This window comes from Variovorax sp. GW821-FHT10D07, assembly GCF_059415325.1.
This window is the reverse complement of the sequence record NZ_JBWKMZ010000001.1, coordinates 585,218-602,872: the sequence shown is the minus strand read 5'-3', so window position 1 is coordinate 602,872 and position 17,655 is coordinate 585,218. Positions and strand designations below refer to the sequence as shown.

At 70.6% G+C, this 17,655-nt stretch carries 21 protein-coding genes; 15 read left to right on the top strand and 6 right to left on the bottom strand.

Annotated features, from left to right (window positions below; translation table 11 throughout):
• The first annotated feature begins 89 nt into the window (after positions 1 to 89).
• The 7 genes from AC07PU_RS02810 (at position 90) to AC07PU_RS02780 (ending at position 6,759) form a co-directional block, all read left to right on the top strand.
• Entirely contained in the window at positions 90 to 1,286 is a 1,197-nt protein-coding gene (locus AC07PU_RS02810) for a CaiB/BaiF CoA transferase family protein (protein WP_495315051.1), read from the top strand.
• 8 nt (positions 1,287 to 1,294) lie between these two features.
• On the top strand, positions 1,295 to 2,239 hold the full coding sequence (locus AC07PU_RS02805) for a hydroxymethylglutaryl-CoA lyase (protein ID WP_495315049.1): 945 nt from the start codon (positions 1,295 to 1,297) through the stop codon (positions 2,237 to 2,239).
• Positions 2,236 to 3,228, top strand: coding sequence for a tripartite tricarboxylate transporter substrate binding protein (locus AC07PU_RS02800; RefSeq protein WP_495315047.1), 993 nt, complete (start codon positions 2,236 to 2,238; stop codon positions 3,226 to 3,228). The genes AC07PU_RS02805 and AC07PU_RS02800 overlap by 4 nt, the downstream gene beginning before the upstream one ends.
• Before the next feature lie 2 nt (positions 3,229 to 3,230).
• A complete protein-coding gene (locus tag AC07PU_RS02795) occupies positions 3,231 to 4,097 on the top strand; it encodes an isocitrate lyase/PEP mutase family protein (protein ID WP_495315045.1) in 867 nt (288 codons plus the stop codon).
• Between the two features lie 36 nt (positions 4,098 to 4,133).
• Entirely contained in the window at positions 4,134 to 5,168 is a 1,035-nt protein-coding gene (locus AC07PU_RS02790) for an alpha/beta hydrolase (protein ID WP_495315043.1), read from the top strand.
• A gap of 33 nt (positions 5,169 to 5,201) precedes the next feature.
• Positions 5,202 to 6,188, top strand: a complete 987-nt coding sequence (locus AC07PU_RS02785; RefSeq protein ID WP_495315041.1) for a Bug family tripartite tricarboxylate transporter substrate binding protein — start codon at positions 5,202 to 5,204, stop codon at positions 6,186 to 6,188.
• Between the two features lie 67 nt (positions 6,189 to 6,255).
• Positions 6,256 to 6,759: a hypothetical protein gene (locus AC07PU_RS02780; protein WP_495315039.1), complete on the top strand. Its 504-nt coding sequence runs from the start codon at positions 6,256 to 6,258 to the stop codon at positions 6,757 to 6,759.
• 42 nt (positions 6,760 to 6,801) lie between these two features.
• Here AC07PU_RS02780 and AC07PU_RS02775 read toward each other — a convergent pair whose 3' ends face one another.
• Positions 6,802 to 7,671: an AraC family transcriptional regulator gene (locus tag AC07PU_RS02775; protein ID WP_495315037.1), complete on the bottom strand. Its 870-nt coding sequence runs from the start codon at positions 7,669 to 7,671 to the stop codon at positions 6,802 to 6,804.
• Positions 7,672 to 7,769: 98 nt separating this feature from the next.
• On the opposite strand from AC07PU_RS02775, the gene AC07PU_RS02770 reads away from it, so the two are divergent.
• From AC07PU_RS02770 to AC07PU_RS02755, 4 genes are all read left to right on the top strand, one after another.
• Complete coding sequence (locus AC07PU_RS02770) at positions 7,770 to 8,315, top strand: carboxymuconolactone decarboxylase family protein (protein ID WP_495315035.1); 546 nt, start codon at positions 7,770 to 7,772, stop codon at positions 8,313 to 8,315.
• Positions 8,316 to 8,359: 44 nt separating this feature from the next.
• The gene (locus AC07PU_RS02765) at positions 8,360 to 8,920 is read left to right on the top strand and encodes a peroxiredoxin family protein (RefSeq protein ID WP_495315033.1); all 561 of its coding nucleotides are present in this window, start codon (positions 8,360 to 8,362) and stop codon (positions 8,918 to 8,920) included.
• A 94-nt stretch (positions 8,921 to 9,014) separates the two neighbouring features.
• The gene (locus AC07PU_RS02760) at positions 9,015 to 9,200 is read left to right on the top strand and encodes a hypothetical protein (RefSeq protein WP_495315031.1); all 186 of its coding nucleotides are present in this window, start codon (positions 9,015 to 9,017) and stop codon (positions 9,198 to 9,200) included.
• A gap of 246 nt (positions 9,201 to 9,446) precedes the next feature.
• The gene (locus AC07PU_RS02755; RefSeq protein ID WP_495315029.1) at positions 9,447 to 10,337 is read left to right on the top strand and encodes an SDR family NAD(P)-dependent oxidoreductase; all 891 of its coding nucleotides are present in this window, start codon (positions 9,447 to 9,449) and stop codon (positions 10,335 to 10,337) included.
• A gap of 191 nt (positions 10,338 to 10,528) precedes the next feature.
• Here the strand turns inward: AC07PU_RS02755 and AC07PU_RS02750 are convergent, their stop codons facing one another.
• From AC07PU_RS02750 to AC07PU_RS02730, 5 genes are read right to left on the bottom strand one after another with little or no spacing between them, the layout of a single operon-like run.
• Positions 10,529 to 10,693, bottom strand: coding sequence for a hypothetical protein (locus AC07PU_RS02750; RefSeq protein WP_495315027.1), 165 nt, complete (start codon positions 10,691 to 10,693; stop codon positions 10,529 to 10,531).
• Complete coding sequence (locus AC07PU_RS02745) at positions 10,681 to 10,959, bottom strand: GNAT family N-acetyltransferase (RefSeq protein WP_495315025.1); 279 nt, start codon at positions 10,957 to 10,959, stop codon at positions 10,681 to 10,683. Before AC07PU_RS02745 ends, AC07PU_RS02750 begins: the two co-directional genes overlap by 13 nt.
• A gap of 41 nt (positions 10,960 to 11,000) precedes the next feature.
• A complete protein-coding gene (locus AC07PU_RS02740) occupies positions 11,001 to 13,094 on the bottom strand; it encodes an acetate--CoA ligase family protein (protein ID WP_495315023.1) in 2,094 nt (697 codons plus the stop codon).
• Positions 13,091 to 13,900 (bottom strand): enoyl-CoA hydratase/isomerase family protein, encoded by an 810-nt coding sequence (locus tag AC07PU_RS02735; RefSeq protein ID WP_495315021.1) that lies wholly within the window; start codon positions 13,898 to 13,900, stop codon positions 13,091 to 13,093. Before AC07PU_RS02735 ends, AC07PU_RS02740 begins: the two co-directional genes overlap by 4 nt.
• Positions 13,901 to 13,935: 35 nt before the next feature.
• Positions 13,936 to 14,931 (bottom strand): Bug family tripartite tricarboxylate transporter substrate binding protein, encoded by a 996-nt coding sequence (locus AC07PU_RS02730; protein ID WP_495315019.1) that lies wholly within the window; start codon positions 14,929 to 14,931, stop codon positions 13,936 to 13,938.
• A 143-nt stretch (positions 14,932 to 15,074) separates the two neighbouring features.
• On the opposite strand from AC07PU_RS02730, the gene AC07PU_RS02725 reads away from it, so the two are divergent.
• The 4 genes from AC07PU_RS02725 to AC07PU_RS02710 are packed head-to-tail and all read left to right on the top strand — an operon-like array spanning position 15,075 to position 17,631.
• Entirely contained in the window at positions 15,075 to 15,893 is an 819-nt protein-coding gene (locus AC07PU_RS02725) for an IclR family transcriptional regulator (protein WP_495315017.1), read from the top strand.
• Between the two features lie 19 nt (positions 15,894 to 15,912).
• Complete coding sequence (gene pip, locus AC07PU_RS02720; RefSeq protein WP_495315015.1) at positions 15,913 to 16,869, top strand: prolyl aminopeptidase; 957 nt, start codon at positions 15,913 to 15,915, stop codon at positions 16,867 to 16,869.
• A gap of 56 nt (positions 16,870 to 16,925) precedes the next feature.
• Positions 16,926 to 17,228, top strand: a complete 303-nt coding sequence (locus AC07PU_RS02715; protein WP_495315013.1) for a type II toxin-antitoxin system Phd/YefM family antitoxin — start codon at positions 16,926 to 16,928, stop codon at positions 17,226 to 17,228.
• Positions 17,229 to 17,244: 16 nt separating this feature from the next.
• Positions 17,245 to 17,631, top strand: coding sequence for a type II toxin-antitoxin system RelE/ParE family toxin (locus AC07PU_RS02710; protein WP_495315011.1), 387 nt, complete (start codon positions 17,245 to 17,247; stop codon positions 17,629 to 17,631).
• Positions 17,632 to 17,655: the final 24 nt, after the last annotated feature.

Below are 17,655 nucleotides of genomic sequence, written 5' to 3'. Positions count from 1 at the left end.
GAAATCTCCTTTCACATCAACGACTTGCCTCCAGGCCAACGCGCTGGCACATGCCGTGCAACACGAAGGTCTTTCAGGAGACACACGACTTGGCACTCGAACACATCACGGTGCTCGACCTGACGCACATGCTGTCGGGCCCCTACGGCACCATGCTGCTGGCCGACCTCGGCGCGCGCACCATCAAGGTCGAGCCGCCCGGCAGCGGCGAAGGCACCCGGCGCCTGCTGGAGAACGATCCCGACTACGCGCGCGGCGGCATGGGCGCCTACTACCTCACGCTGAACCGCAACAAGGAGAGCGTCTGCGTGGACCTCAAGAGCCCCGAGGGCAAGGCCGTGTTCCTCGACCTGGTGCGCCGGGCCGACGTGGTGTTCGACAACTTCAGCGTCGGCGTCACGCAGCGCCTGGGCATCGACTTCGAATCGCTGTCGCAGGTCAACCCGCGCATCGTGACCTGCTCGGTCACGGGCTTCGGCCAGACCGGCCCCGAGACGCAGCGTCCGGCCTTCGACCAGGTGGTGCAGGCGATGGGCGGCGGCATGTCGATCACCGGCACGCCCGAGAGCGGCCCCACGCGCAGCGGCATCCCGATCGGCGACCTCGGCGGCGGCCTGTTCGGCGCGATGGGCGTGCTGGCGGCGCTGGCCGAGCGCGAGCGCACCGGGCGCGGGCAGCACGTCGACATCTCGATGCTCGACGCGCAGATCTCGCTGCTCAACTACATGGCGACCATGCACCTGATGTCGGGCCACGTGCCCGCGGGCATCGGCAACGGCCACTTCGTGCACGTGCCCTACAACAGCTATCCCACGGCCGACGGCCACATCATCATCGCCTGCATCGGCGATCCCTTCTTCGAGCGCTTCGTCGAGTTCATCGACCTGCCGGCGTTGCGCGACCCGGCCTACCGGCAGCAGCCGGTGCGCTTCGCGGCCAAGGCCGAGATCGACGCGCTGATCGCCGACGAGTTGCGCAAGCAGCCGACCGCCCATTGGCTCGAACGGCTGCGCGAGGCGCGCATTCCATGCGGACCGGTCAACGACTTCGCGCAGGCGCTGAGCGACACGCAGGTGCTCGCGCGCGACATGGTGGTCGAGGTGCCGCTGCACACCGGCGAGACCGTGCGCATGCCGGGCAACCCGATCAAGCTCTCGGCCGCCGCGCCCCAGGCCTACGGCAGCCCGCCGTCGCTCGGCGAGCACACGCGCCGCGTGCTCGGCGACTGGGTCGGCTATTCCGACGCGAAGCTGGACGCGCTGCGCCAGGCCGGCACTATCGCCTGAAGATGCCGATGGAAGCCATCCACATCACCGACGTCGCGCCGCGCGACGGCCTGCAGAACCAGCCGGTGCACCTTGGCGCCAACGACAAGCTGCGCCTGGTGCAACTGCTCGCGGCCGCCGGCGTGCGCAGCGTCGAGGCCACCAGCTTCGTGTCGCCCAAGGCCGTGCCGCAGATGGCCGACGCGGCCGAGCTGCTGCCGCTGGTGCACGTGGCGCTGCCCGAGCTGCGCTGCTCGGTGCTGGTGCCCAACCTCAAGGGGCTGGAGCGCGCGCATGCCGCCGGCGCGGCCGAGATCGCGGTCGTGCTCTCGGCCACCGAGACCATGAACCAGCGCAACATCAACATGGGCCTGGAGCAGGCCACCGAGGTCGGCGAACGCACGCTGGCCGCGGCGCAAGCGCTGGGCCTGCGCACGCGCGCCTACGTGGCCGTGGCCTTCGACTGCCCGTTCGAGGGCGAGACGCCGCTGGCCGAGGTGCTGCGCCTCGCGCGGCGCATGCAGGCCGCGGGTGCCGGCGAGATCGTGATCGCCGACACCATCGGCTCGGCCTCGCCGGGCATGGTGAAGCAGCGCATGCGCGTGCTCGCCGAAGCGATCGCGCCCGAGCGGCTCGCGATCCACCTGCACGACACGCGCGGCATGGCGGTCGCCAATGCCTGGGCCGCGCTCGAGGCCGGCATCCGCCGCTTCGACGCCAGCGTGGGCGGCATCGGCGGCTGCCCGTTCGCGCCGGGCGCGGCCGGCAACCTCGCCACCGAAGACCTGGTGCTGATGGCCGAGCGCAGCGGTTTCGCGACCGGCATTTCGCTCGACGGCCTGCTCGAGGCGATCGACTTCGCGCAGGAACGGCTGCAGCGACCGCTGGGCGGCCGCGCGATCGCCTGGCTGCGGCGCCAGCGCGAGAAGACGAATTCATCCAACAACACATCCCCGGAGACAGCCAAGACATGACGAACCCATCGACTCCCTTCACCGCGCATCCCACCCGCCGCACGGCGCTCGCCGCGCTGGCGGCCCTGGCCGCGACCGGTGCCTGGGCGCAGGCACCGGCCGCCAAGTTCCCGACCAAGCCCGTCACGCTGGTCGTGCCCTACTCCGCGGGCGGCGGCACCGACATCGTGGGCCGGCTGATGGCGCAGCGCCTGTCGGACCTGTGGGGCCAGTCGGTGGTGGTGGACAACCGCACCGGCGCCAACGGCGTGATCGGCTCGAACTTCGTCGCGCGCGCGCCGGCCGACGGCCACACGCTGCTGCTGGTGGTGGGTTCGCACGCGGTCAACCCGGTGCTGATGAAGAGCCTGCCCTACGACACCGACAAGGCCTTCACGCCGATCACCAACATCGCGAACTCGCCCTCGGTGCTGGTGGTGCAGGCCAACGGCCCCTACAAGACGCTGCGCGACGTGATCGAGGCAGCGCGCAAGGAGCCGCTGGGCGTGGGCTATTCCGAGGGCCAGACCCGGCTGACCGGCGAGATGATCCGCCAGGCCGGCAAGCTGCAATCGACCGGCGTGCCCTACAAGGGCGGCGCGCCGATCATGGTCGACATCATCGGCGGCCACCTGCCGATGGGCGTGACCAGCGTGCTGACTGCCCTGCCCCATGTGCGCTCGGGCGCGCTGCGCGTGGTCGGCGTGGCCGACACCCAGCGCATGGCGCTGTTCCCCGATGCGATGACCTTCAAGGAGGCCGGACTCGACGGCGTGGAGTCGCTGAGCTGGTACGGCCTGTTCGGCCCGGCCGGCCTGCCCGCGCCCATCGTGGCGCAGATCAACCAGGACCTGAAGAAGGTGGCGGCCGACCCGGCCGTGCTCAAGCAGATGGAGGACCAGGGCGCGCACATCACGCTCACGCCGCCGGCCGAGTTCCGCAGCTTCCTCGCGGCCGAGACGAAGAAGTGGACGCTGGTCGCGCAACGCGGCGGCATCCGGGCCGAGTGACGATGGCCAGCCCCCTTCTGCGCGAGAAGCTCGAGCGCCGCGAGTTCATCGTCATCCCCGGCCTGCAGGACATGATCGCCGCCACCATGGCGGCCAAGGTCGGCTTCGACATCGTCTACGGCTCGGGCTTCTGGCTCACGGCCTCGAGCCTCGGGCTGCCCGACGCGGGCATCGCCACCTACACGCAGATGCTCGACCGCATGGCGACGCTGGTACGCAGCAGCGGGGGCGCGGCCGTCATCGCCGATGCCGACACCGGCTACGGCGGCCTGCTCAACGTGCACCACACGGTGCGCGGCTACGAGGCGGCCGGCGTCACGGCCATCCAGCTCGAGGACCAGGAGTTTCCGAAGAAGTGCGGCCACACGCCGTTCAAGCGCTGCGTGCCGGTGCAGGACATGGTCGACAAGATCCGCGTGGCCGCCGAGGCGCGCGAGGATAAGAAGAACTTCCTGATCATCGCGCGCACCGATGCGCGCGCCGAGCTCGGCGTGGACGAGGCGCTGCGCCGGCTCGATGCCTATGCGCGCGCGGGCGCCGACATCCTGTTCTTCGAGGCGCCACAGTCCGAGGACGAGATGCGCCGCGCCTGCGAAGCCTTCGAGCTGCCGATGATGGCCAACATGTCCGATGGCGGGAAGACGCCGATGCTGGGCGCGCAGGCGCTGCAGGAGATCGGCTTCTCGCTCGCCATCTACCCGTCGATGACCAGCCTCGTGGCCGCGGCCGCGATGGAGCGCGCGCTGCGCCACCTGAAGGCGAGCGGCGGCAGCCTGGCACCGGGCGACGATCTGTTCGACTTCAACGAGTTCTGCCGGCGCATCGGCTTCGAGGAGGTCTGGGACTTCGAGAAACGCTGGGCGCGATAGCGCGCTCCTTCACACCGACAACAACGGAGACAAGAGATGAGAAATGCATGGAAGCTCGCGCTGCTCGGCATCGCGGCCGCGGCCCTGGCCGGCTGCTCGACGGGCGCGCTGCAGGTGGCCGACGTCGGCAGCTACCACGTGGGCGGACGCGCCGTCACGCTCTCGGGCCTGCCCGAGAAGGAGCTGGTGTTCACGCCCGGCGCGCCGCCGCTGAAGTTCGACCCCAACGGCGACTTCGAGGTCGAGGGGCTCTATGCGCGCTACACGCGCCTGGCGAACCCGAAGGGCCGCTATCCGCTGCTGCTGTGGCACGGCGGCGGCCTCTCGGGCGTGACCTGGGAGACCAAGCCCGACGGCCAGCCGGGCTGGGAGAACCACTTCCTGCGCGCCGGCTGGGACGTGTACGTGAGCGACGCGGTCGAACGCGGCCGCGCCTCGTGGGCGCGCTATCCCGAGATCTTCAAGAGCGAACCCTTCTTCCGGCCGAAGAAGGAAGGCTGGGAGCTGTTCCGCATCGGCGAGACCGGCTCCTACGACACCGATCCCGCGAAGCGCCGCGCGCTGCCGGGCACGCAGTTCCCGGTGGCCAGCTTCGACCAGTTCGCGAAGCAGTCGATACCGCGCTGGAGCACCAACGACGCGGCCACGCAGGCGGCCTACGACGCCTATGTGCAGAAGGCCTGCCCCTGCGTGATCGTGGTCCACAGCCAGGGCGGCAACTTCGCCTTCAATTCGGCGCTCAGGTACCCCGACAAGGTCAAGGCCATCGTCGCCGTCGAGACCTCGGGCTCGCCGAATCCCGAGACCACCGACTTCGCGCGCCTCAAGGGCGTGCCCATGCTGTGGGTGTGGGGCGACAACCTCGAGCGCTATCCGTTCTGGGCCCGTATCACGGCGCAGCAGGAGAACTTCCGCCAGCGGCTGATCACGGCCGGCGGCACCGGCGACCGACTGCTGCTGCCCGAGCTCGGCTGGCGCGGCAATTCGCACATGCTCATGATGGACCGCAACTCCGATGCGATTGCCGAGCGCGTCGACCAGTGGCTCGCGAAGCAGGGCCTGAAGCGCTGAACGACAACCAAGAACGAACGAAGGAGACAAGCGATGAATGCCTGGAAGAACACACTGGCGCGCCTGCTCGCGGCCGCGCTGCCGCTCGCGCTGGCCATGGGCGCCGCGAACGCGCAGCAGGACTACCCGAACAAGCCGATCCGCCTGATCGTGCCCTTCACGCCCGGCGGCGTGACCGATACCGGCGCGCGCGTGGTGGCCGACAAGCTCGGCGCGCGCCTGGGCCAGAGCGTGGTGGTCGACAACCGGCCCGGCGCCTCGGGCAACATCGGCACGCAGATGGTGGCCAGCGCGGCGCCCGACGGCTACACGCTGCTGCTGGGCTTCGACGGCACGCTGGTCATCAATCCGCATGTCTATGCCAAGGTGCCGTTCGACACCCTCAAGGACTTCGTGCCGGTCAGCAAGATCGGCGACGCGGTGCTGATCATCGTCGTGCACCCGTCGGTGCCCGCGAAGACGCTGTCCGAGCTGGTGGCCTATTCGAAGACCAACCCGGGCGGCGTGTCCTACGGCAGCGCGGGCACCGGCAGCACGCCGCACCTGGCCGGCGAGCTGCTCAAGGCCCGTACCGGCGCGAACTTCGTGCACGTGCCCTACAAGGGCGGCGGCCAGTCGATGACCGACCTCGTCGGCGGCTCGCTGCCGATGCTCTACACCGCGGTGGCCGGTGCCTATCCCTTCGTGCAGAAGAGCCAGATCCGGCCGATCGCCGTGTCGAGCGCGCAGCGGCTGGCCTCGCTGCCCGAGGTGCCCACGGTCGCCGAATCGGGCGTGCCGGGCTTCGAGTCGAGCTCGTGGATCGGCATCCTCGCGCCCGCGAAGACGCCGCAACCCATCGTCGAGCGACTGCAGCGCGAGCTGCATGCGGTGGTGCAGTCGCCCGAGGTGCGCGAGCGGCTCGCATCGCTCGGCATCTCGGCGCTGGGCAACACGCCCGCGGAGTTCGGCCAGCAGATCCGCGCCGACCTCGCGAAGTACGACCAGATCGTGAAGGCGGCCAAGGTCCGGGTCGATTGACGCCGGGCGCGGGACACGGCACCGCACAATGCACGGGCACGCATCCTCGTGCGACCGCCGCCGCCCCATGAACCCGATCGAGATCCGCGCCCTGCCCGCGCATGCCCTGCTCGCCCGCTACGAGGGCACGGGGGCCTACACCGACTGCCACGCGCTCGCCGTCGACGGCCGCGTGCCGCTGGCCGCCTACGTCGAGGCCTTCTACACCTCGCCGGCCTTCAGGCCCGAGCGCTGGCTGCTCGGCGTCGTGCTCGGGCGGCGCGCGAACGATGCCGATGCGGCCGCGCTGGCCGCGGGCCATGTCGACACCTTCTCGGCCTGGCGCGTCGAGGCGCGCGCGGCCGACCAGATCGTGCTGGCGACCGGGCGCACGCGCAGCTGGCTCATGGTGGCACCACGAGCGGACGGTGCGGCGCCGCAGACCACGCTGTTCTTCGGCTCGGCCGTCCTGCCGCGCGCGCAGGGCGGCCTCGGCTGGACGATCGATGCGCTGACGGGCTTCCACAAGCTCTATTCGCGCGTGCTGCTGCGCGCTGCGGCGAAGCGCGTGAAGGCCAGATCCAGCATCTGATCGCACCCGCGGCCCCTCGGCCGGCCCTGGACCGGCGACGCGTCAGGAGCCTTCGCGCCGTGCGGCCAGCCACTCGCGCGGCGACACGCCCAGCTTCTGCGCGAACACGCGCGACAGCGCCGAGGCATTGGCATAGCCGAGCTCGTCGGCAATGGTCTTCACCGAGGCACCGCAACGCAGTTGCGCCTGCGCGATGCTGAGCCGCCAGAGCGCGAGGTAGTCGGCGGGCGTGGTGCCCACCACCTCGCGAAAGCGCTGCGCGAAGGCGCTGCGCGACAGGCCCGCCTCGCGCGCCATCTGCTCGAGCGGCCAGGGCTCGCCGGGCCGTTCGTGCAAGCCGACCAGCACGCGCGCGAGCCGGGGATCGCCGAGCCCCGTCAGCAGGCCCGGCGGCAGTTCGCTGTGCTCCGGATGATCGAGCAGCCAGCGCAGCAGCTGGATCAGCACCACCTCGAACAGGCGGTCGGCCAGCAGCCGGTGGCCGCACTGCACGCGCGTGGTCTCGGAGAACAGCAGCGCGAGCGACTGCTCGAGCCCCTCGACCTCGCGCAGCGGCAGGCGGATCAGCGGCGGCAGCGCGCGCGCCAGCGGATGGGTCTCGCCGCCATCGAAGTCCAGCGTCGCGCAGACGAAGTCCGAGCCTTCGACGGGCGCATTGTGGAAGTGGTGGGACAGCGGGCGCGGATAGAACAGCAGGCTTGGTTCCTTCACGACCAGCTTGCGCGGCGCGCCACTGCGCGCGGCATGCGTGACCACCATCTCGCCACGGCGCAGCACATGCAGGAAGCCGCGCCCCGGCTCGGCCGCGAAGCTGGTGGTGCCGCACAGCGGGCCGTTGTGGAACAGGTGCGCGCGCACGCGGAAGCGCTCGAGCAGCGAGGACAGCCTGTCGATGGGAGGTGGTGCGGCCATTCGGACGAAAAGATATGTTTGATGGATAAAACGATCCGAATCATACGAGGACCGGCAGCAAACTTCCTTCACCGACACAACCCCTGAAGGAAAGCACCATGTCCCGCATCCCCCTCGTCTCCCCCGCCCAAGCCACCGGCGACGCCCAGGCCCTGCTCACACAGATCCATGACGCCTTCGGTGCCACGCCCAACATGTTCCGCGCCGTCGCCAACTCGCCGGCCGCGCTCCAGAGCCTGTGGGGATCGTTCGGCGCACTCGGCGGCGGCGTGATTCCCGCGCAGCTCGGCGAGAAGATCGCGGTGGCGATCGCCGACCGCAATGCCTGCCACTACTGCCTGGCCGCGCACACGGCGCTGGGCCGCAAGGCCGGCGCCTCGTCGGCCGAGATGACCGCCGCGCAGCACGGCGAGTCCGCCGATCCGCAGACCGCCGCCGCGCTGCGCTTCGCGCTCGCGGTGGTCGAGCAGCGCGGCCAGATCGACGCCGCCGAGGTGCAGGCGCTGCGCGACGCGGGCTTCGACGACCGGCAGATCGTCGAGCTCCTCGCGCACGTGGCCTTGAACCTGTTCACGAACTATGTGAATGTCGCCTTCGACGTGCCCGTCGACTTCCCGGGCGTGAAGCTGCGCGCGGCCGCCTGAGCGGCGGCGCCGGGGCCTTGCCATTGCACTGGAGCCAATCACCCATGTCGAGAATCCATCCCTCGGCGCCCGAACTGCAGGTCGAGCGCTGGCTCAACACCGAGGTCCCCGTCACGCTCGAATCGCTGCGCGGCAAGGTCGTGGTGCTGCATGCCTTCCAGATGCTGTGCCCGGCCTGCGCCACGCACGGCCTGCCGCAGGCGAAGAAGACCCGGCAGCTGTTCGCCGCGAAGGACGTCGCGGTGATCGGGCTGCACTCGGTGTTCGAGCACCACGAGGTCATGACGCCCGCGGCGCTCGAGGCCTTCGTGCGCGAGTACCGCTACGTGTTTCCGATCGGCATCGACCGGCCCTCGCCCGACAGCAGCATTCCGCAGACCATGCGCGTCTACCAGTTCCAGGGCACGCCGAGCGTGGTGCTGATCGACAGGCAGGGGCGGCTGCGGCTGAGCCACTTCGGCCTGCTCGACGACATGTCGCTGGGCGCGGCCATCGGCCAGCTCGCGGCCGAGGACGTCGCCGCGCCGTTGATCGCCGATGCGGTTCGCGAAGAAGAAACGGCCGCGGGCGAAGGCTGCGGCGACACAGGCTGTCCGGTTGGCTGACGTCGCGCACTGGCGCGCGTCCGACAGCCGCGCCCGTGTGGCCTGTTAACTTGGAGTTCCCCGCACCGCGGTACTACAGACAGAGAGGGACACCATGCCGACCGGAACCAGCCAGGGACAGAACCACCAGAAGCCCGGCATCGTGATGTGGAGCGCGATCGCCGCGGTCGCCGTCGTGCTGGTCGTCTACGCACTGACGTGGGTGAGCAGCGAGCGGGACAAGCCCGCGCCCGCGACGCAGGGCGCGCCCGTCGCCACCGCGCCGGCCAAGGGCAAGTAGCGGGCCGCGCTGGCGCCCAGGGGCGCCGAAGGCCCGCGCCCACCGACCACCTTCGACCACTCCTCGCGAGGCCACTGCACACTCTTGCATTACCCCCATTGGCCGATGGTCAGGCCCGTGCGGTGCCCCCACAATGACCGAGGCGCACGCCACGCCCGCGGCCTCGTCGGAGCAGAACATCCGAATCCAACACACCGACACGCGCCGCGGGATCCCACTCCGCTCCACGTCAAGGAAAGCTTTCAGATGTACTTCGAGAACAAGACCGCATGGGTGACCGGCGCTTCCTCCGGCATCGGCGAGGCCCTCGCACTCGCGCTGCTCGAGCGCGGCGCGCGCGTGATAGCCTCCGGCCGCCGCCCCGAGCCGCTGGCCGCCCTCGCGGCGCGCGCCCCCGAGCGCGTGCTGGTACTGCCCTTCGAGGCCACCGACTACGACGCCCTGCCGGCCATCGTCGAGCGCGCCGCCGGCTGGCAGGGCCAGATCGACGTGCTGATCAACAACGCCGGCATCGCCCAGCGCAGCCTCGCCATCGACACCGACCTCGCCGTCTATCGCCGGCTGATCGAGGTCGACTACCTCGCACCCGTCGCCCTCACCCAGCTCGTGCTGCCACGCATGGCCGAGCGCCGCAGCGGCCACATCGCCGTGATCGGCTCGGTGGCCGGCAAGGTCGGCGCACCGCTGCGCACCGGCTACAGCGGTGCCAAGCATGCGGTGCAGGGCTACTTCGATGCCCTGCGCGCCGAGGTCGAGCAGGCCTACGGCATCCGCGTGAGCGTCGCGCTGCCGGGATCGGTGCGCACTGCGGTGTCGATCAATGCGCTCGGCGCCGACGGCAGCGCGCGCGGCCGTTCCGACGCGAACATTGACCAGGGCATGGAGCCCCAGGTCGCGGCCGGCCTGCTGCTCGACGGCATGGCTTCGGGCCAGCGCGAGATCGAGATTGCCGCGGGGCTGGAAGCGGCCGCGCTGCAACTGCGCCGGCACGACCCCAATCGCCTGTTCGACATGGCCGCGCAGGAAGGCGCGCGGCTCGCGACGCAGCGTGAACAGCAGGGGGCGGGGGCGAGCTTCGATCCGGCGGATGTGCGGGCGGCGGGGACGTACGGGCAGGATGCCTTGAAGGCAGCTTGAGCGTTGCCGGGCCGGAAGGAGTGGGGTCGGTCTTCCGATCACGCTCCTCCTTGTTTTTTCCCGCGCGCCCCGATTACCTCGCGCCGCCCTGGATCGGGTTGAGGCCGCGGGCACGAAGGCACGAACGCCAGGAAATCTCTCTCAACCGTGTTGAGAGTTTCGAAATCGGCTGCTTCGAGCAGCCGTCAACCTCAATCCCGTGAGGTGTAGAGATTCGGGAAATACCGCTCCATCAACGACTGCGGCCTCAACGGCGCCGTGAACCCGAACCGCTCGTAAAGCCCGTGCGCATCGCCCGTCGCCAGCGTGAAGCGACGCAGCCCCTGCAGCGCGGGAAAGCCCATCACCGCCTGCATGAGCGCCTTGCTGTACCCCTCCCCCGATGCTCGGGCAGCACGAACACGTCGACCAGGTTCGCGAAGGTCGCGTGGTCGGAGATCACGCGGGCGAAGGCCACCTGGTCGGCACCGATGAAGCCGCTGAAGCACAGAGAGTGCTCGATCGAGCGCTGCATGGTGGCCAGCGGAACGCCTCGGCCCCAGGTCGAGCTCTCGCTGAGGAAGCGGTGAACCAGGGCGACGTCGATCGCCGCTTTGTCGGTGGTGATGCGCAGTTCGGTCATGGTCGTTCGAGGATAGCGCAGGCCTGCTGATCGAACGCTCGTCAGCCCCCCGCCAGCACCACCACCCCATCCGCCGCCTTCACCCCCTGCCCCTTCGCGAGCACGAACAGCGGATTGATCTCGGCCGTCTCGAGCCGCGCGCCCAGTTGCCCCGCCATGCGCGAGAACGCGACGATCGCGTCGACCAGTGCCTCGACATCGGCCGGCGCCCGGCCACGGTAGCCGTCGAGCAGCGGCCAGGTCTTCAGCTCGCGCAGCATCGCGGCGGCCTCCTCGCGCGCCAGCGCACCGCCCGGCGGCACCATGCGCAGCACGGTGTCGCCGACGAGCTCGGCGGTCACGCCGCCCATGCCGATCAGCAGCGCGGTGCCGAGCGCATCGCGGTGCAGGCCGAGGATCATCTCGGTGCCGCCCGTGACCATCTCCTGCACCAGATAGCCCTCGGGCGCCTGGCCGGTGGCGGTCGCCACGTCGTCGTGCATGCGCGCCACGCGCGCGGCCACCTGCGATGCGGGCACGGCCACGGCCACGCCGCCGACCTCGGTCTTGTGGGTGATGCGGCGCGAGAGGATCTTGAGCACCACCTTCTCGCCCAATGCAGGCGCGGCCTCGGCCGCCTGCCGCGCATCGCACACCGCGACCTCGCGCACGCCCGGCACGCCGAAGCGCGCGAACAACGCCTTGGCCTCGGCCTCGTCGAACGAGCCCTGCGCGGGCAGGCCCGCGAGGTCGACGATGGCGCCGGTCGACGCGGTGTTCACCGGCGCCGCGCCGCCTTGCATCAGCATGCCCTGCAGCGCCACGGTGCAGCTCTCGGGCGCGCTGAAAGCCGGCACGCCGCGACCGTTGAGCAGCGCGGCCACGGCCGGCGCATGCGGGCTCACGTAGGCCAGCACCGGCTTGCTCGTGCCCGGCAGGCAGTCGCGGATCGCATCGGCGACGAGGTCCGGCATGGCCAGCGCCGAGGAGCCGACGATGACCACCACCGCGTCGTAGCCCGGGCTGTCGAGCAGCGCGCCGAGCGCGCGGCGCAGCAGTTGCGGCTGCAGGCCGGCCAGGGTCACGTCGATGGGATTGCGGTCGAGCACCGAGGGGCCGTCGGCCTGCAGCGTGCGCAGGACCTCGGCGGTGGCCGCGTCGGGCGGCGGCGCCTCGAAGCCGGCGACGCCGAGGCTGTCGGCCACCAGCGTGCCGGCACCGCCGGTCGAGGTGAGGATGGCCACGCGGCGCCCGCCGAGGCGGCGGCCCGTGGCCAGCGCAGCCGGCAGGTCGAGCAGGTCGGAGAAGTCGCGCGCGCGGATCGCACCCACCTCGCGGAACAGCGCGTCGTACATGCGGTCGGCACCGGCCAGCGCACCGGTGTGCGAGGCCGCGGCCTGCGCGCCCGATTCGGAACGGCCGATCTTGAACACCACCAGCGGCTTGCCCGCGCGCCGCGCCTTGGCGGCGGCGGCGCGGAACTTCGCGACGTCGCGCACGCCCTCCATGTAGAGCGCGATCACGCGCGTGGCCTCGTCCTCGGCCAGGTGGTCGACGAAATCGGCGAGGTCGAGGTCGGCCTCGTTGCTGGTCGAGACCAGCTTCGAGAAGCCGATGCCGCGCGCCGCGCCGCGCGAGAGCAGCGAGCCCAGGATGCCGCCGCTCTGCGACACCACGGCGATGCCGCCGGCCACCAGGTCGTCGGCCTCGAGCGCGCCGCTGGCCGACAGCGTGATGCCGTCCGTGAGGTTCACCAGCCCGATGGTGTTGGGCCCGAGCAGTCGCATGCCGCCGGCCGCCTCGAGCAGATCGCGCTGGCGCTGCTGCCCCTGCGCGCCGGTCTCGGCATAGCCGCTCGCGAGCACGATCGCCGCGGCGCAGCCGCGCGCCGCGAGTTCGTGCACCGCGGCCTGCGCGCGCTCGGCCCCCAGCAGCACGATCGCGACGTCGGGCGCCTCGGGCAGCGCGCCGATGTCGGGATAGCAGCGCAGGCCCGCGATGGTCTCGGCCTTCGGGTTCACCGGATAGATCGCGCCCGCGAAGCCATGCTTCTGCAGATAGGCGACGGGCCGGCCCGAGGTCTTCGCGAGATCGGCCGAGGCGCCGATCACCGCCACGCTGCGCGGGCGGATCAAGCGGAAGATGGCATCGCTCATCGCGCGCCCTCCTTGGCCGCCGACTTCGCGAGGAAGGCTTCGACCGAAGCGCGGTGCTCGTTCGAGGTGTAGCAGATCGCCTGCGCCTGGCTGCCGAGGCCGAAGACCTGTTCGGCCTGCAGCTCGAAACTCTGGTTCAGGATGCCCTTGGCCAGCGCGACCGCGGTGCGCGAGCCCGCGCCGAGTTCGCGCGCCCAGCCCGTCGCGTCGGCCAGCAGCGCCTCGGGCGTGCTCAGGCGGTCGGCGATGCCGAGTTCGATCGCCTCGCTGGCGCGCACGGTGCGGCCCGTGAAGATCAGCGCCTTGGCGCGCGCCAGGCCCACGCGGCGCGGCAGGAAGTACATGCCGCCGCCATCGGGAATCAGACCGCGCAGCACGTAGTTCCAGGCGAAGCTGGCATGCGGCTCGGAGGCGATCACGAAGTCGCAGGCCATCGCGAGGTCGGTGCCCAGGCCGGTGGAGGCGCCGTTCACCGCGGCGATGGTGGGCTTGGGCAGGTCGTGCAGCGCGCTCAGCGCATGGTGGGTGCGCTGCTGCCGCGCCCAGCCGTTGTAGGCGATCTCGCCGGCCGGTGCCTGCATGCGCTGCTGCATCGCGCGGATGTCGCCGCCCGCGCAGAAGGCCTTGCCCGCGCCGGTGAGCACCAGCGCGCGCACGCTGTCGTCGCGGTTCACGCGCTCGAGCGCGGCCATGAGTTCGCCGCGCATGGCGTCGTCGACGGCGTTGCGCACCTCGGGTCGGTCGAGCGTGAGGATGGCGACGCCGTCCTCGGTGCGAAGCTGGATGGAAGAGGTGGGAGTGGTCATGTCGGCAAGGGGATGGAAAAACAGGGAAGGCTCGCTCAGTCGAGCTGGATATGCGCCTCGCGCACCAGCTGGCCCCAGCGGGCCTGCTCGGCGGCGACATAGCGCGTCAGTTCCTCGGGCGGCGAGGCGATCACCACGATGCCCTCGTCGGCGATGCGCTTGCTGAAGGTCTCGCTGCGCGCCGCCTTGCGGATCGCGGCATTGAGCCGCGCCACCACCTCGGTGGGCGTGCCGGCCGGCGCATAGAGCCCGTACCAGCTCTCGGCCACGTAGCCGGGCACGCCGCTCTCGGCCACCGTGGGCACCGGGGCCATGGCCGGCGAGCGCTGCGGCGAGGTCACGGCCAGCGCGCGCAGCTTGCCGCTCGCGATATAGGGCGCCACGCTCGCGGCGGTGGTGAACATCAGGTCGATCTGGCCGCCGAGCAGGTCGGTCAGCGCCGGCGCCGAGCCGCGGTACGGCACGTGCGTGAGGTCGACCTGCGCGAGCCGCTTGAAGAGCTCGCCCGCGAGGTGCGCCGAGGTGCCGTTGCCGAACGAGCCGTAGCTGAGCTTGCCCGGATGCGCCTTCGCGAACGCGAGCAGGTCGGCCACCGAGCGGAAGGCGCGGTCGCTGCGCACCACCAGCACATTGGGCGAGCGGCCGACCAGGCTCAATGGTGCGAAGGCCTTGGCCTGGTCGTAGGGCAGCCTGGGCTGCAGGCTGGGATTGACCGCGTGCGCGAAGGTCGCCATCAGCAGCGTGTAGCCATCGGGCGCGCTCTTGGCGACGTACTCGCTGCCGATGATGGTGCCGGCGCCGGGCTTGTTCTCGACGATCACTGACTGCTTCAGTTCGGCGCCGATGCCCGCGCCAAGCACGCGCGCGATCACGTCGGTGCCGCCGCCGGCCGCGAACGGCACGACGAGGCGGATCGGTTGCTTCGTGGGAAAGGCCTGCGCGGCCGCGTTGCCCATCGCCATGGCGAAGACCAGGCCGGTTGCCAGGCTCATGAGCACGCGCCGCGCGCGCTCGTCGATTCGAAATTGCATGCTGTCTCCTTCTCGGCGCGAACGGAAAAAGCTCGCCGCGCCATAGGGGAAAAGCATAGGCACGAGGGCCTGCGCATACACTCCCCCAATTCCAAGCAATGGAATCGAAACCCAGGCCGGGATGGAGACCACATGGAGCCCGCATGAGCCGCATGACCCCCTCGCTCGAGCAGAAGCCCGGCATCTCGCCAGCCAACCGTTCGCTGGAACGCGGCGTGGAGATCCTGCGTGCCTTCCGTCCGGGCTCCGAGCTGCTGGGCAATGCCGAACTCGCCGACCGCACCGGCCTGTCGCGTTCCACCGTGAGCCGACTCACGCAGACGCTGGTGGGCGCGGGCATGCTGCAGGTCGATGCGGGCCAGCGCGCCTACCGGCTGGCGCCCGCGGTGCTGAGCCTCGCGCATGCGATGCGCTCGGGCTCCAGCGTGCTGTCGCTGGCCGCGCCGAAGATGCGCGCGCTGGCCGAGTCGCGCCGCATCAACGTCGGCCTGGCCGCGCCAGACCGCGACGAGATGGTCTACCTCGAGTCGATCCGCTACAACCGCCGCGTGTCGCTGCGCAACGTGGTCTCGGGCCAGCGCGTGCCGATGGAGCTCACCTCGCTCGGGCGCGCCTGGCTGGCCACGGCCGGCGAGCCGCGGCGCAAGGCGCTCTATGCGCTGTTCAAGCAGCGCCGACGCGAGCAGTGGCCTGCCCTGCGCGAGCAGATCGAGGCCGCCATCGCCAGCGTGAACGCGCGCGGCTTCTGCGCCGCCGCCTGGCAGCCCGAGGTGGTGGCGCTCGCCGCGCCGATCCGCCTGCCCGCCGCGCAGCCCGACGAAGCGCCGGGCGCCTCGGGCTATGTGCTCAACCTCAGCGTCTCCAGCAGCGAATCGCTCGCGAGCGTGGTGCGCGAACTCTCGCCAGCGCTGCTCGCGCTGGTGGCCGACGTGGAACGCGCGCTCGCGCGCGGCTTTGCATGAACCCCGAAGGAAGCATCGAATGACCGACACCCTGCGCCAGCCCTATCCCCCGATCGAACCCTACGAGAGCGGCATGCTCGACGTGGGCGACGGCCACCGCATCCGCTACGAGCGCGTGGGCACGCCCGGCGCCAAGCCCGCGGTGTTCCTGCACGGCGGCCCCGGCGGCGGCATCTCGCCCGAGCACCGGCGGCTGTTCGATCCCGCGCGCTACGACCTGTTGCTGTTCGACCAGCGCGGCTGCGGCCTGTCGGAGCCGCATGCGGGCCTCGAGGCCAACACCACCTGGCACCTGGTGGCCGACATCGAGCGCCTGCGCGCGCTGGTGGGCGCCGAGCGCTGGCTGGTGTTCGGCGGTTCGTGGGGTTCGACCCTCGCTCTGGCCTACGCGCAGAAGCACCCCGAGCGCGTCAGCGAGCTGGTGCTGCGCGGCATCTACACCGTCACGCGCGCCGAGCTCGACTGGTACTACCAGTTCGGCGTGTCGGAGATGTTCCCCGACCGGTGGGAGCAGTTCCAGGCCCCGATCCCCGAGGCCGAGCGCGGCGACATGATCGCGGCCTACCGCAAGCGGCTGACCGGCGACGACCCGGTGGCCCAGATCGAGGCCGCGCGCGCCTGGAGCGTCTGGGAGGGCCAGACCATCACGCTGCTGCCGAGCCCCGCGCTCGCGGCCTCGCATGCCGACGACCATTTCGCGCTGGCCTTCGCGCGGCTGGAGAACCACTACTTCGTGCACGACGCCTGGCTCGAGGACGGCCAGCTGCTGCGCGACGCGCACCGGCTGCACGGCATCCCGGGCGTGATCGTGCACGGCCGCTACGACATGCCCTGCCCCGCGCGCTACGCCTGGGCCCTGCACAAGGCCTGGCCCGAAGCGGAGTTCCACCTGATCGAGGGGGCGGGGCATGCGTATTCGGAGCCCGGGATCCTCGATCGCCTGCTGCGGGCGACGGATGGGTTTGCTGGGCGCTGAGGCGGAATCTCTATAATGTGCAGAATTCTGTACAAATCAACCTCAAGGAGCCGGCCATGGCCATCTCAGCCGCTGACGTGATTCCGCTGTCGCAGGCCAGGGCGAACCTGTCCGAACTGGTCGACGAAGTGAAGGCCGGAGCCGAGAAGATCATCACCAAGAATGGCGAGAGCTATGTGGCCATCATCGATGCGCAGCGGCTCGACTACTACCACCAGCTGGAGCGCGAACGCATCCACCTGCTGCTGATCGAAGATGCCAGCCGGGGCCTGGCCGACGTCGCTGCCGGCAAGGTCAAGGACGCGCGAAGCGCTCTGTCCGCCATCCAGCGTCGCCGCGCGGCCAAGACCGCCCGGTGACCGACGACGCCGCACCGTGACCGCGAAGAGCACCGTCAAGCTCACAGCGAACTTCGAGCGAAACCTCGAAGAGATCGAAGCCTTCCTGATCGACGCCGAGGCGCCGCACGCTTTCGACACGCTGCTGGAGGAACTGGCGGACACCGTCATCCCCAACCTCGAGAGCTTCCCTAGCATGGGGCGCTTGTTCCTCGAGCGACCGGCCCGCTCTGTGGAAGTCGCCAATGGCACGGCACGGCTGATCAAGCAGCTCGGCGCACTCGCCAAGGACGGCGAGCTGCGCGAGTACGTGATGACGCACTACCTGCTGCTCTATGCGCGAATCGATGGCCGGATCCATCTGCTCTCGATTCGCCACCAGCGGCAGCTCTCCTTCGATTTCATGGCCTTGTGGCGGCGCTGAGTACATCGGACCACGCGGCCCCGG